Genomic DNA, 15,112 nt, shown 5'->3' on the forward strand with positions numbered 1-15,112 from the left:
AACCTGTTAATGCATGCTACATTGGGAAAATCTTCTCCGTGGATTTTTGGGAATGTTCTTTCTAATCCTGGTTTGTTACCTGCTGAGTAATAATCGTAAAGCCATTAACTGGAAGTTGGTAGGGCTGGGCATCTTTGCCCAGGTAATGTTTGCCATGGGTGTACTGAACATCCAGGCGGGCGGGCAACCTGTTTTCTGGGAACTCTTCATCATTATGGTGCTGATCTTCACCGTTAACCGGTTCCGCAGAAAGCAACAGGAAGGATTTGATCTGCCAAAGGATGCCGTGAGCTGGCTGCTGGCGTTAGCAGGGCTTGCAGGTTTCTATTTCGGCATCATTCGCAGTCATCAGTATGCATTTCCCGCCATTTCATTTGTAACAGGATTAGTGCCGATCGTGGCCATGATCAAAGTGTTGCAGAAACGCCAGCTGGAATTGCTGAAGTGGACCATCCTCGCTGCCTGCATCTTGTTGTCTGTTTCTGTATTCACGCGTTTATGCAATCCTGAAATATTCCGCAGCGTATTATCTTCTGTATCCAGTTCCTTTGTGGCGCTGATCAATAACAGTCATGCCGGTACTGAATTCATGTTCGGTGCATTGGCAGATGCCAGTGGTAACTGGGCTTATATTTTTGCCGTACAGGTATTGCCCAACATCATCTTTTTTGCGGCACTTTCTTCTATCTTATATTACCTGGGCATCCTGCAAAAAGTGGTGTATGTTTTTGCATACTTACTTAATAAATTAAAGATCTCCGGAGCAGAAAGTTTATCTACTGCCGCCAACATCTTCCTGGGCCAAACGGAAGCGCCGCTGATGATCCGCCCCTACCTGGAAGGCATGAGCCGTTCAGAGATCCTCTGTATCATGATAGGTGGCATGGCGAATACGGCGGGCAGTGTGATGGCGGCCTATGTGGGTATGCTGGGTGGAACAGATGTAACACAGCAGGAATACTTTGCCCTGCATATGCTCAGCCAGAGCATTATGAGCGCACCCGCTGCTATTGTTTGCTCCAAGATATTATTCCCGGAAACCAAGGAACACCTGATCTCCAAGGAGTTGAAAATACCAAAGGAAAAACTGGGTGATAACTTCCTGGATGCCCTTTCCCTGGGTACTACAGACGGGTTGAAACTCGCAGTGAACGTAGGCGCCATGCTCATCGTTTTTACGGCGATGATGTATGTGCTGAATGCCATGCTGGGATGGGTAGGCGATCAAACTAACCTGAATGCAGAGATCAATCAGATCAGCGGTGGAAGATATAAGGAATTATCCCTTCAGCTGATATTGGGATACGTGTTCTCTCCCGTGGCCTGGATCATCGGTGTGCCCTCGCAGGACATGCTGAGCATAGGCCAGTTGTTAGGGGAAAAAACCATCCTGAATGAATTCCTGGCTTATAAGTCTTTAGGAGAGATGAAAGCTGCCAACCTGATCACGGATCCCAAGTCCCTGCTGATAGCTACCTATGCCCTTTGCGGTTTCGCCAACTTTGCTTCCATCGGTATCCAGATCGGGGGGATCAGCCAGCTGGCGCCCAACCAGCGGAAGAACCTCACGGAACTGGGCGTAAGGGCCCTTATAGGTGGTACGATAGCGTGTTTGATGTGCGGTTGCATTGCGGGCGCTTTATCCTGACCATTCAACCCGAAAAGTGGGGGATTAATCGAAAAATAATCCAGTTTTCATCAGGTGTAAGTACATTTACAATAAGGAAAACCGTGCACCGTTTGCATATACTATTCACTATCACCTATAATGAACACAACTTGCGTAAATTTACCCTGATCTCCTTACTCGTTTTCTTTGGTTTTGGAAGCTTTGCCCAACGCAAATGTGGTACTGCCGAAGTGCTGGCGCAAAAACTCCTGGCACAGCCCAAACTGGTGAAAAAGATGGAAGCCATAGAGCTGGACCTTCAGAGGAAAAGACCCGATAACAGGCTTTTACGCATCAATCCCCGTATCAACATCCCGGTGGTAGTACACGTGGTACTTTCCAACCCTGCACAGGTAACAGACCAGCAGATCTATGACCAGCTGGCAGCCCTCAACCTTGATTACATAGCTACCAATACAGATATCAATAAAGTACCCGCCGTATGGCAAGCCATTATAGGCAATCCGGAGATCCAGTTCTGCCTGGCCGTACGTACGCCGGACGGAGACCCTTCTTCCGGTATCACCCGCACCACCACCAACCATGGCGCCTTCTCTGTAGATAACAGTGCCAGTGATGTGAAATATCCATTTTCCGGCGGTGCCCGTGGATGGGACAATACCCGCTACCTGAACATCTGGGTATGTGACCTGGCCAATGATTACCTGGGGGTAGCCACCCCTCCCGGCAATATATTTCCGGCCGCAGAGGATGGCGTAGTAGTGGATTTCAGGGCTTTTGGCAGAACAGGTACCGCACAGACGCCTTTTAACCTCGGCCGTACCCTGACGCATGAAATAGGCCACTTCTTTGGACTGAAACATGTGTGGGCAGATGATAACGGTGGCTGTACGCAGGATGATGGTGTGAGCGATACGCCTTTGCAGGGAGACCACACCTACAACTGCCCTACTTTCCCTTTTACGGATAATTGCAGTCCCGCAGCACCGGGTATTATGTTCATGAATTACATGGACTATGTGAATGATGCCTGCATGTACCTTTTCACATCAGGGCAAACAGACCGCATGCGCAATGCGATAGATGCGCAAAGGGCATCCCTGATCACTTCCAACGGCTGCACCCCCGTGAACCTGCAAACGAGAGACGCCGGCATTACCGCCGTATCCCAGCCACTGGGTTATCTTTGCGAAGCCGGGCAAACACCTGTTGTAACTTTAAAGAACCGGGGCTCCGCTGCACTCACCAGTGTAACCATCCGTTACACCATCAATGGCAGCGCGCCTGTAAATTATAGCTGGACGGGCAACCTCAGCAGCCTTCAGCAAACAGAAGTAACCCTGCCTGCCCTCACGGCGGGACAAGGCACCTCTACCTTCAAAGCTTATACCCTGCTGCCCAATGGCGCGGCAGACGACCAACCCGGAAACGATACGGCAATTGTTGATTACAATTACCGCAGCGAACTGAGCATACCTTTTAAAGAAACGTTCGACAATGCGGCCTTCCCGCCTGAAGGATTCACCATCGTGAACCCGGACCGCAGCTTTACCTGGGAACACGCAGCAGTTGGCAGCAAAGGCACTCCTGGCTCCGCATTGATGCGCAACCTTGGGTATGCCCGCAATAATGAAACAGATGACCTCCTGGGCCCTGTGGTAGATGCCGCCAATGCAGACTCCGTTTTCCTCACCTTTGACCTGGCTGCTGCCATTGCCAGTCCGGCCGGCAGCACTGGCAATCCATGGGATACGCTGGAAGTATTGCTTACAACGGACTGTGGTAAAACATTCATTCCTACGGGTTACAAAAAATGGGGCGCGGCACTGGCCACCAAACCAACGCCTACTACGGAGGAATTCATTCCAATACCGGGTGAATGGCGTACTGAAACAGTGGACCTCACTCCTCTTGTGCGCAATAAAAAGTTCAGGGTGGCTTTCCGTAACACCACGAACTACGAGAACAATGTATATATAGACGAGATCAATATCACCAAAAAGGATGTGAACAGTACCCTCCGCGATAAGGGTATCCTGATATGGCCAAATCCATTCAGCCGTCAATTCTTTGTTGAGTTCAGCACCTGGCCGGAAGACCTTGTGGGCATCGCTATTTTTGACGCCGCCGGAAGGCTTGTTTATCAGCAGCAACCGGTAACCCACGTGGGTAACAGGGTTACAATTGATTTGGTAAATGGGGCAAATGGTGTTTACTTTGTGAAGTTGTTTTACACGCAACAGGTGAGGACTTATAAAATAGTGAAAGCAAAATGACGACGACCATAGCAACACAGCCCGGATTACTGACCATGCTCAACGCCTCTTCCCTGGATAAGGATATACGCCGGATCGCTGACAAAGTTTTGCAACAGGAAAGGCTTACGCAGGAAGACGGTGTAACGCTGTTTGAAAAAGGAGATATTGGTGTACTCGGCGCACTGGCCAACCATGTAAGAGAAAGGAAACACGGCAACAAAACTTACTTCAACCGTAATTTTCATATAGAGCCTACCAACGTTTGCGTTTTTACCTGCAAATTCTGCTCTTATTCCAGATTATACAAGAACCGCGAAGAAGGCTGGGAACTCAGTATCGACGAGATGCTGGACATTGTAAAGAAGTATGACGGCCAACCTGTTACGGAAGTACACATCGTAGGCGGTGTACATCCTAAAATGAACCTCGATTTCTTTATTGAGCTCATGCAAAAGATCAAGGCACATCGCCCGGACCTGCATGTGAAAGGTTTTACACCGGTGGAACTGGATTATATGTTCCGCAAAGCAAAATTAACGACGGAAGAAGGCATGCGCAAAATGCATGAAGCCGGTCTGCAATCCTTACCGGGTGGCGGCGCGGAGATCTTCCATCCTGATATCCGCACCCAGATCTGCCATGATAAAGTAGACGGAGACGGCTGGCTGGAAATTCACCGCATAGCACATAAACTGGGCATGCATTCCAACGCTACCATGCTCTATGGCCATATTGAAGAATACTGGCACCGTGTAGACCATATGGAACGCCTGCGCCAGTTACAGGATGAAACAGGCGGATTCAATACTTTCATTCCCCTGAAATTCCGCAACAAGCAGAACGATATGTCTAACATCCCGGAATCCACTATTGTGGGAGACCTGAAGATGTATTCCGTAGCCAGGCTGTACATGGATAACTTCCCGCACCTGAAGGCCTACTGGCCTATGCTGGGAAGGAACACGGCACAGCTCACCCTTTCCTTTGGTGTGAATGACCTGGATGGTACCATTGACGATACCACCAAGATCTATTCCATGGCAGGCTCTGAAGAACAGACCCCTTCCATGAATACCGCACAACTGGCCATGCTGATCAAACAGGCGGGCAGAACACCGGTAGAAAGGGATACGATATATAACGAGATCAAAGACTACGGGGATGTTGTATTCACAGACGAAGAATTACTCAACTAATCATATTTATGAATTTTAAGATCATCATACTCGCTGCATGGGGTAGCTTGTATATGGCTTCCTGCCAGAATAAACCAACCAGCAGCCAGGCAGATCCATCCGCCGTTTCTACTGTAACCGCTCCGGCACCCGTAGCAGACAATGGCCCGGTGTTCAAAAAGGAAGGTGTGCTTTCTTTTATTGGCAAGGAAAAAGGCGATACTATTAAGACGATCAATATTGAAATTGCCGAAACGGACGAAGAAAGGGCCAAAGGCCTGATGGACCGCAAATCCATGACGGACGAACAAGGCATGCTCTTCATCTTTGCCCAGGCGGAAGAACAATCCTTCTGGATGAAGAACACCTATATTTCACTGGATATCATGTATGTAGGTGCAGAGCAGGAGATCGTATCCATCCAGAAATATGCCACTCCTTTATCAGAAGAGAGCCTCCCCTCCTTCAAAAAGGCTAAATATGTAGTGGAAACCAATGCCGGCTTCGCGGATAAATACAAGGTGAAGTATGGCGATAAGATCGCTTTTACAAAATTTTAAAATAAGGGGGTAACAAAAGGGAACATCGGCTGATCTACTTGCAAACAAACCAAAAAAAGCAAGTATGAAAACATTATCCTTAAAGCCTCTGTTCCTTTCCGCCCTCGCAGCCATCAGTATTATTTCCTGTAAGAAAAGTGATGCGCCGGAAACGCCGCAGAGCAAAGATGCTGCCTTAATCACCGAATTCTTCGCTAAAAATGGCCCTGCCGTAGAGCGCTTCACTGTAGATGCTGCCGCCGGTGGTGTGATCAGTACCGCCAAGGGCACCAAATATAAAATACCTGCAGGTGCATTTGTAACTGCTTCCGGACAACCCGTTACAGGTAACGTGCTGGTAGATGTGAAGGAGATCACCAAAGTGAGTGAAATGCTCCTGGGCAACAAGCCTTCCACCACTGCAAATGGTGAGATCCTGGTATCCTACGGTGAATTCTTTGTAAAAGCTTCCCAGAATAATAACCAGTTACAATTGAAAAAGGACTCTGCTGTACTGGTACAGGTGATCGCTAAACCTGCGGCTCAGATCAGGGAAATGCCTTTATGGGATGGAGACTCTCTGACCACTTACACTTCTACCGGTTATGACCATGAAAATACGACGGTGACCATTACCCAGCAATACAGCGTGAACAGGGGGATCCAATGGACACAGGCAGCTGGTTATGCACTCTTCAATAACACTACCGGTACCCTGGATTTCAGACTGGACTCTTTGCTGAACTGGCGGAATTGTGATGTGCTGTATAGCTATCCCGGTACAAAAACTACGGTGATGGGTTACTTCGCCAACAACTTTAATGAGGAAACCGGTGCTGAATATGGCGGTGAACAACCCAGCATGCTGTTCTTCAAACCTAAGAATGAGAACTCACTGGTTAAACTTTATAATGTGATCCTGAATGCACCGGCTGGTAAAAAAGGATTCCATAGTTATCAAACATCTATCCCCATTGGGCTGGAAGGTACTTTCCTGGCCATCAGTGCAGTGAATGGCAAGTTCTATGCAGAGATGAAAGATGTAACGATTGCGGCACCTCTGGCAGGCAAAACATATACTGGTGTAACGTTTGATCCGCAGGAAGTCTCTGAGACAGCGCTGCTCACATTGATCAATCAATTGAATTCGAAATAAGCGTGGTTATTGAGGTGTATGTACCGGTACTGTTGAGGCAGTACCGGTTTTTTTATTTTGGAAGTGTGGTTATTGAGGGCGTCTGTACTGTTTTTTTATTTTGGAAGCGGATTATTGAAGGCCCCGTACTGTTTTTTTATTCTAAAAAATAAACCAACATGCCCACCGCCAAAGGCGGTGGACATGTTGGTTGGTGTCTATTTTATTTGAATGCTTTGGGCGCTTGTGTTTTTTATTTCAATGCTTTCAGTGGTTCTTGTTTTTTTATTTCAAGCTTCCGGTGATTGTGTTTTCTCAATGCTTTCGGTGGTTCCTGTTTTTTATTTCAAGCTTCCGGTGATTGTGTTTTCTCAATGCTTTCGGTGGTTCCTGTTTTTTATTTCAAGCTTCCGGTGATTGTGTTTTTTTTATGCTTTCGGTGGTTCCTGTTTTTTATTTCAAGCTTCCGGTGATTGTGTTTTTTTTATGCTTTCGGTGGTTCCTATTGTTTTTACTTAAATTCCTCTATGGTAAATGACTTCTGACGTCCTTTATATTTTTCTCTGATAGCTAATACATCCTTCTCCGTTACCTTTTCCGCTTTATTGCCCCAGGCATTGCGGATGTAACTCATCAGCTGTGCAATATCTCCGTTGGAGAATTCATCACTACTGCCAATACCGGGCATATCTGCGGCTAATTTATATGCCTTACCATTCACTTCCACCGGTCCTGTTAGTCCGTATAGTACGATGGCTATCAGCCTTTCCTTTTTGCCGGTTACAATTTCAGAATGGTTCAACGGCGGTGCAAGGGATTGAATGCCTTCCCCATCTGCACCATGGCAGGTTTGGCAAACGGTTTTAAAGATCAGGCTGCCGCGCGGGAATTCTTTTCCCAGCACATCACCCTGGCTTGCTTTCCGCTGATTGGCGATATCCCTTAATACCTTTTGCAAATTCCGGCGGATCACCAGGTTGGTATCAGGATTCCAAGTGATGATCTCTTTCAGTAAAGCGGCTTCGTTATCTTTTGCATTGCTGATCAATGCATCTGCTACATATGGATCATTAGGGAAATGCTGATAAAGTTGCTGTACTAAGTTGGTGTTCTTCAAAGCAGGAAGCACCAATGCTACATCAGGTGCAAATTGCGGCATATCTACAAAACCATTCAGTATGGCAATGGCCAATTCTTCATTTGCAGGCGTAATAACAGATGGCAGAACGGATAAGGCCTGCCGCCGGATCACTGCATCCCCTTGTGCTGCCAATGCTTTTACATCTTCTATCGTTAAGGCATGTAATCCTTCTAATGTCCAAAGCGCATGGATCAATCCTAATGGCTTCGTTACGTCAGCGAGGCGTTGTCTTAATAAAGGAATAGCGGCCGGGTATTTTCCATCCACCAGCATTTGCTGTGCTTTATCCCGCACCCAGCCATTAGGGTGATCAAGTGCAACCACCAGTTGTGCCGGATCTGTGGTAAGCTTGAACGGTACTGGCTTTGAGCCGGTGGGGAACATACGGTAAATACGTCCGCAGTTCAATGGATCCGTGAGGTGGCGGGTAGCAATTTCTTTTTTAAGATAAGGCGTGAGGAATGTTTTATGCTGAATGATGCCGCGGTACATATCTAATATGTACAACGCGCCATCAGGGCCTACGTTCAGGTTCACAGGACGGAAACGTTCATCTGTACTGGCCAGGAATTCCCGGCCCTGGTAAGCCTGTTTCCCTTTCACCTGGTAACCGCTGTCTGCCAGGATATTCCTTTTTATCAGGTTGGCAGAAGGTTCCGCTACAAAAGCATTGCCTTCATAAGCATTGCCGTATAGCCCACCCCGGTAGATCACCGGCCCGCAGGCAGCAGTGAATTGACGCAGGCGGAGACTATCATCCAGTACCTTTTTCATGTAACCGCGGTTTACACCGGGCGTTGGCCGTGCAGGGTATACATTGTTATCCGGTACAATGTTCTCATCATATCCTTTCACATTCCGCTGATGCGGATTGGCAGCTCCTAAACCTGGTGAGAAATAGTCACCCAGCAGGTTTTCAGAATTATTGTTGTAGAACAACCGGCCATAATTATCCTGGGTAATGCCCCACTGGCCACGGAAATGTGTTTCCTCCTTTAACCAGCGGTTGCCTTCTTTACGATATCTCTTGTTGGATTTAGCGTTGTAGATCCAGTTATCCATGGCGCGTAACAAGCCATTAGGCTGGTGTTCCACATTCCCGCCTTCTGTGTACATGGAATCTACCAGTGTGCGTTTACCGGCTTTATCGCCGTTAATTTCCACGTACCAGAGCCGCGGAGGTTCAGCCACCAGGAGGCCGTTCTCTATGAGGCATAAAGCGCGGGGTAATATGAGCGAGTCCAGGAACACGGTGCGTTTATCTATTGCGCCGTCTCCCGTGGTATCTTCCAGGATCACGATCTTGCCGTTGGTTGCGTTCTCACCCGTACCAGATGTATCCGGCATGTAACCGGTCATCTCTGCTACCCAGAGCCGTCCTTTTTCGTCAAAGGTCATGGCCACGGGTACGATCACCTGCGGTTCCGCAGCAATCAGCTGTATGCTGGATCCGTCTTCTGCCTTTAAATGTTGGAGGGATTGTTCTGCTGTTAGTACCGGGGATTCCGCGTATTGTTTGCGCATAGCGATGGAATCAGCCTGGGGGGATCTCCCCTGGTTACCACAACTCATCAGCGCCAGCCCCGCAATAGTACATCCGATCAATTTACTCATCATAGCCCTAAAAGATATAGCTTCCAAAATACTACGCTTCCGTTAATATTCAAATCCTCCTGCACTAATTGTGATAACCGGTTAATGGAACCGTCGCCTGAATACATTCTTTATGGTAGAATAACCGTTCATGAGATTGCCGATCAGGAAACTGTTCTTGAGGTTTTGCCGCACGGTACTGCGCATGATACGCACCACCATATCCTTTTCCACCTCTCCCGTTTCCTTTACCCTGCCCAAACGGTTCACCGCCAGCAAGGCCAGGATAGCCCCGAAAGCAAACAGGAAGTTCCACTCATGCAACTCTACCAGGTGAAAGGCTTTTGTCCAGTTAGGGCTTCCCCACTCTGCATCTATCTTCAGGTGGCGGCCGGTGAAGTAATCCGCCAGGTAACCACCGGCCAGTGGGGCCAGTGAAGAGAACACCGCCGTAACAATGTTTTTGGTGGCCAGGTAATAAATGGCATCCGACTGCGGCGCCAGCTTCAAGCCAATATTGGTGAGCGAAAGATTGATCCCTGCGTTGGCAAACCCCATCACGATATGGATACAGGTGAGCAACACCAGGTTAGGCCATAGCTGGGAATAGATCCCTACAAAACACCAGCCTACCAGGCAGAGGATATATAAAGGCGCGCCAATGGCAATGATGGTTTTATTACTGTATCGGTCTGCAAACAGGCCCCAGAGCCGGATAGTGAGGATACTGGACACCTGGCTGAGGATGGTGAGGCCAATGATGTAAGAAAGCCCCAGCCCCATGCTCTTCATCATAAAAACGGTAAAGAAGGGTGCTGCAATATTTACGGCAAACACCCAGGCGGAATTAAAGATCAGTAAACGCCTGAAGTTACTGTCCTTCAGGGTGCGGCGTAATAACAGGAAGATGTTCTCCTTGGTCATGTACGTTTGCGGCTCCGGGGTTTTGGACAGGAAGATGGTGCCGGACAAGCCAATGACGCCTGCGGCAATGAACATCCAGCCATATACATTCAACTCCATCAGCGGCTGGTGATCCCGGATGTAATCCACGCCTAATGCCAGCATCAGGCTCAGCACGGCATTCAGCGTTTGCATATAACTGCTGCGTTTGGCAAAATAAGCGCCCAGCTGGTTACCGGGCACCAGGTCTTTCATCCATGAATTCCAGCTGGCGCCGGCAATAGCACCGGAAAGATAGTAGAAGAAAAGAATGGGGATGATCAGTTCGATGGTGGTCCATTGCGGCCAGAGCAGCGGGAAGATACCAATGATGATCAAAGGAAAGCGAGCCAGGAAAGCACAGATCACGGTAACAGCACGGCGGTTGTTATAACGCCGTACCAGCCAGATAGAGATCAGCTGGAACAGGTTCACAAGTGTAGGCAACGCGGCTATTAAACCCAGTTGCAGGTTATTAGCGCCCAGCAGGATAGCCATGGCCACAATGAAAGCACCGCCTGTTAAAGTGGTCATGGCCTCAGAAGCCAACCCATCTCCTATGACCAGTTTCAACCCCCTGTTTACATCTGTTTCTGTGAGTGACTGACTTGGCTTCAGATCCATTACAAATGTTTTTTCGAGGTTGATGGGCAATCATTGTACCATAAAAAAAAGGTGCACTGTTTTAACAATGCACCTGTATAAAAAGTTGATGTAGTAATTAGTTCAGACTTCTGAAATCCACCGGCACCAGTTTGCTCACACCTGCTTCCTGCATGGTTACCCCGTAGATCACATCCACTGCCGCCATCGTTTGCTTGTTGTGCGTAACGATGATGAACTGGGAGTTATCGGAGAACTTGCGGATCATATTGGTGAACTTGCCTACGTTGGCATCATCCAATGGTGCATCCACCTCATCCAGGATACAGAATGGTGCTGGTTTGATCAGATAAATAGCGAAGAGCAGGGCGGTTGCCGTGAGGGTTTTTTCTCCACCGGACAATTGTGTAATAGCCGCCGGGCGTTTCCCTTTTGGTTTAGCAATGATCTCAATACCGGTATCTGCCAGGTTGGAAGGATCGTTCAGGATCATATCACACTGATCTTCTTCCGTGAACAAAGCTTTGAACACGCGGATGAAGTTCTCTTTCACCTGGTTAAAGGTATCCAGGAACTTCTGGTTGGCCGTAGTTTCCACTTCCTGGATAGTAGCCAGTAATGATTCCTTAGCGGTCACCAGGTCGTTTTTCTGCTCTAAGATGAACTCGTACCGTTTTTTCATTTCTGTGTACGCTTCAATGGCGGTAGGGTTGATCTCACCCATGTTCTCCAGCCTTTTCTTGAGGCGCTCTGCATTGCCTTGCAGGTCTTCTACAGACTGACCGCCGGTACGGTCTTCATCCAGGATCTCATCCAGGTTGATCTTGAACTCCACGCTCAGCCTTTCCTTCATGGAAGACAATTGCAGTTTGAGTTCATTCACTTTATCCTTGATCGCGTTCAGGTTCTGATCCAGCAGGTCCCGCGTTTTCTGTTTGGAACGCAGGGTGCTTTCCAGTTCCTGCAGGTGGTTACGGAAGTTGTAGTACTCCTGGTCCTTCTCATTCACACTCTTCTCTTCTTCTTCACGGCGGCGGAACAGGTCTACCAGGCCGTCTTCAGAAGAAGCCAGCCTGTCTTCAGCAGCTTCGATGTTACCCGCTGTATCTTCCAGTTGTGTTTTATTACTGGTCACCTGCACATGCAGGTCACTGAGTTGTTTCCGTTTGAAATCCAGTTCCTGTTTCAGGCCCTGCACTTTACTGTGCTGACGGGTATGTTGCAGGTTCTGGTTATTGAACTGTACGCTTGCCTGGTTGAACTGCTGCTCTGCTTCCTGTGCGGCACGGTCTGCTGCCAGGATGCTGTCGTGCAGGTTGTGCACTCTTTCATTGAGGCCATCCAGTTCATCCTTTACGGTAGCAATGCTTTGTTCATTTGCTTCCAGCTGCTGCTCCATTTCTGTGAGGCGCTTGCTGCCGGTTTCTATCAGGTGATGGAAGTTCTCTATCCTGTTCTGCAAACCGAAGAGCTGATTGTTCAGCTGGTTCACTTTTTCCTTTAAAGCATTGATCTTATTTTCATTCAACTGACTGTTGTAACCCAACACTTCGTCGTGCTTGGCCTGCAATTGAACTTTAAGACTGCTGCATACTGTTTCCAGGTCTTTGATCTCCTGATCCAGCTTCTCCAGGTTCTTGGCGCGGCCCAGTTTCTTTCCTTCGAACAAACCAACAGAACCACCATTCATACTGTACTTACCACGGTGAACGCGGCCGCTCTTTTCTGTGATCAGTACATCCTGATCAGGCAGTTCGGCGAAGTTCATGGCAGTGAGGTCGTTAGCGATGAACACTTTGCCCAGCAGGTAATTACCCAGCCCTTTGTACTTCTCATCGATCTCCACTACTTCCAGTGCGGAAATAGTACCGGGAGGCGCAAACAAAGTGCCTGCCTGGTGGTTGAACTGATCCAGGATGAAGAAGTTGGCCTTACCTTTTTTATGAAGGTCCAGCAGTTGGATGGCCTGAATAGCTTCTTCTGCGTTGTTCACTACATAGAAGTTCAGGTAAGGTTCCAGCAGGTTTTCTATACAGGTGCGGTAAGCTTCCTGGCAAAAGAAAATATCGCTGAGGATGGGTGCTTTATTATTCCAGTCTGTGTTCTTTTTGAGGAACTTGATACTCTCGGGGTAACCTTCCAGGCTGTCCACGAGGGATTTCAACAGATCGTATTCGTTCTTTTTGGAATCCAGTTTACGGTTCTCATCTACCAGTCTGTCACGCAGGCCTTCTATCTCTCCTTGTGTGGCGAGGATCTTGCCTTTTGTTTCTTCCTGGAAGTTCACCATTTCTTCCAGCTCGTCCTTGCTGCTTTCCAGCACTTCCTGCAAACCGCTCTTCTCATCTTCCAGTTGCTGGATCTGCGTTAAGCGGTTGGTCTTTTCTTCCTGTAATTGCTGGATGCCGCGTTGCAGGTTCTGCACGGAAGTATCGGCGATGGCCACTTTCTTTTCCGCTTCAAACTGCTGGCGTTGCCATTGCTGCTGGTCTTTACGGAGGTTTTCCAGGTTGAGTTTCTTCTCAGAGAAATGATCTTTCTTCTCATCCACCATTTCGTGGAGGGTTTCCAGTTCATCCTGCATGGAGTCAAACACTTCCTGTTCGTCTGTTACCTGCGTTTCGGTAAAGGCGATGGAATCTGTGAGTCCTTTTGCCTGGCCTTCTGCATTATTGAGGAAGTCCGTGAGGCTCTTTTCTCTTTCCTTTAAGTAGGTCAGTTGCTGTGAAGCGAGGTTCTTATCATTCTCTTTGGTGCGGATGGTAGACACGAGTTCGTTGAAAGAACGCTGCATTACCTGCAGTTCTCTTTCTTTCGCAACAAAGTGCAGTTTATCCTGTTCCACGGCGGCCTCGTCTGTAGAGATCTCCGCTTCCAGTGCAAACTTCCTGTCTGTTTCCTGTTGCTGCTGCTCTGTGAGGTCTTTAAAGGTGTTGTTAAAACCTTCCAGTGAAGCTTTGGCCAGTTCAATGCTGACTTCTTTATATTCTTTCTTGATCTCGTAGAAACGTTCCGCTTTGCGGGCCTGGCTCTCGAGGGTCTTGAGGTTATTATTGATCTCGAAAAGGAGGTCTTCGATCCGGTTCAGGTCGCCTTCAGTGGCGTCCAGTTTGGATTTGGCTTCTTTTTTCCGGGTTTTGTAAATGGAAATACCGGCAGCTTGTTCCAGCATCCGGCGGCGGCTGTTCTCCTTGTCCTTGATAATATCATCCACCATGCCCAACTCGATGATAGCATACGAATCCGTACTTATCCCCGTGTCCATGAACAGGTTATGAATATCCTTGAGGCGGCAGATCACATCGTTCAAACGATATTCGCTGTCTCCATTCTTGTAGAACTTACGGGTAACGGTAACTGTGGTGAACTCCGTAGGCAATACGCCCTTATTGTTCTCGAACGTAAGACTTACTTCTGCCATGCCGCTGGCGGAACGGGAACGGGATCCGTTGAATACAAGGCCAGCCTGGTTATCTGAACGCAGGTTGCTGATCTTATGTTCGCCGATCACCCAGCGGATAGAGTCGATGATATTACTCTTTCCGCAGCCATTGGGACCAATAACGCCAGTTACACCTTCATCGAAGTGTAATACCGTTTTGTCCGCAAAACTTTTAAACCCTTTGATCTCTAGTGTTTTTAAACGCACAACACCTCCTTTTTATGAGCCTTTTTATGAGCCGCCAAAGATAATAGAATTAAGTTGATATCAGCATCATGGGGGTTACCGCTTCGGGACAGCGGTACTTAGATATGGTCACACTCACACGTAAATTCAATGATGCTGAATCGTTTGGTAAGTTACCGGAGAACACATAATATTTTGTATTTACTTATACACAGGTGGGGATAAATTTTTCACATTCTTTTAAATTGAATGAAGTTAATTAATTGGTTATTAATATTTTATTATGTTTATTTCGATATTTACCTGATTATAAAGCTCCAAGGGTGAGATGCTGATGTAAGGCCGATAAAGGCTAATGCAAGGCTGATTCAAGGCTGATAAGAGGCTAGTACGAGGCCTCTAAAGGCCGTAACAAGGCTTACACGAGGCCGTGGATAACAAGCAAAAAATCTCTGGTTCATATATTGT

The 15,112-nt window shown here is 47.9% G+C and carries 8 protein-coding genes; 5 read left to right on the forward strand and 3 right to left on the reverse strand.

Features of this window, described 5'->3' with window-relative positions; translation table 11 throughout:
• Positions 1-13 precede the first annotated feature (13 nt).
• From GFS24_RS07195 to GFS24_RS07215, 5 genes are all read left to right on the forward strand, one after another.
• Positions 14-1,648 (forward strand): NupC/NupG family nucleoside CNT transporter, encoded by a 1,635-nt coding sequence (locus GFS24_RS07195; RefSeq protein WP_153658896.1) that lies wholly within the window; start codon positions 14-16, stop codon positions 1,646-1,648.
• A gap of 92 nt (positions 1,649-1,740) precedes the next feature.
• Positions 1,741-3,906: a M43 family zinc metalloprotease gene (locus GFS24_RS07200; RefSeq protein ID WP_153658897.1), complete on the forward strand. Its 2,166-nt coding sequence runs from the start codon at positions 1,741-1,743 to the stop codon at positions 3,904-3,906.
• Entirely contained in the window at positions 3,903-5,084 is a 1,182-nt protein-coding gene (gene mqnE, locus GFS24_RS07205) for an aminofutalosine synthase MqnE (protein ID WP_173003003.1), read from the forward strand. The genes GFS24_RS07200 and mqnE overlap by 4 nt, the downstream gene beginning before the upstream one ends.
• Before the next feature lie 8 nt (positions 5,085-5,092).
• Complete coding sequence (locus GFS24_RS07210; protein WP_153658898.1) at positions 5,093-5,623, forward strand: DUF192 domain-containing protein; 531 nt, start codon at positions 5,093-5,095, stop codon at positions 5,621-5,623.
• A gap of 64 nt (positions 5,624-5,687) precedes the next feature.
• Positions 5,688-6,758 carry a hypothetical protein gene (locus tag GFS24_RS07215; RefSeq protein WP_153658899.1) on the forward strand — a complete coding sequence of 357 codons (1,071 nt, stop codon included), beginning with the start codon at positions 5,688-5,690 and terminating at the stop codon, positions 6,756-6,758.
• Positions 6,759-7,248: 490 nt separating this feature from the next.
• Here the strand turns inward: GFS24_RS07215 and GFS24_RS07220 are convergent, their stop codons facing one another.
• The 3 genes from GFS24_RS07220 to smc form a co-directional block, all read right to left on the reverse strand.
• Positions 7,249-9,495, reverse strand: a complete 2,247-nt coding sequence (locus tag GFS24_RS07220) for a c-type cytochrome (protein WP_153658900.1) — start codon at positions 9,493-9,495, stop codon at positions 7,249-7,251.
• 78 nt (positions 9,496-9,573) lie between these two features.
• On the reverse strand, positions 9,574-11,037 hold the full coding sequence (locus GFS24_RS07225; protein ID WP_153658901.1) for an MFS transporter: 1,464 nt from the start codon (positions 11,035-11,037) through the stop codon (positions 9,574-9,576).
• Positions 11,038-11,134: 97 nt separating this feature from the next.
• Positions 11,135-14,665 carry a chromosome segregation protein SMC gene (gene smc, locus GFS24_RS07230; RefSeq protein WP_371730050.1) on the reverse strand — a complete coding sequence of 1,177 codons (3,531 nt, stop codon included), beginning with the start codon at positions 14,663-14,665 and terminating at the stop codon, positions 11,135-11,137.
• Between the last annotated feature and the right edge of the window lie 447 nt (positions 14,666-15,112).

Origin of the sequence: Chitinophaga sp. SYP-B3965, from assembly GCF_009647655.1 — a bacterium.
Taxonomy (GTDB): domain Bacteria; phylum Bacteroidota; class Bacteroidia; order Chitinophagales; family Chitinophagaceae; genus Chitinophaga.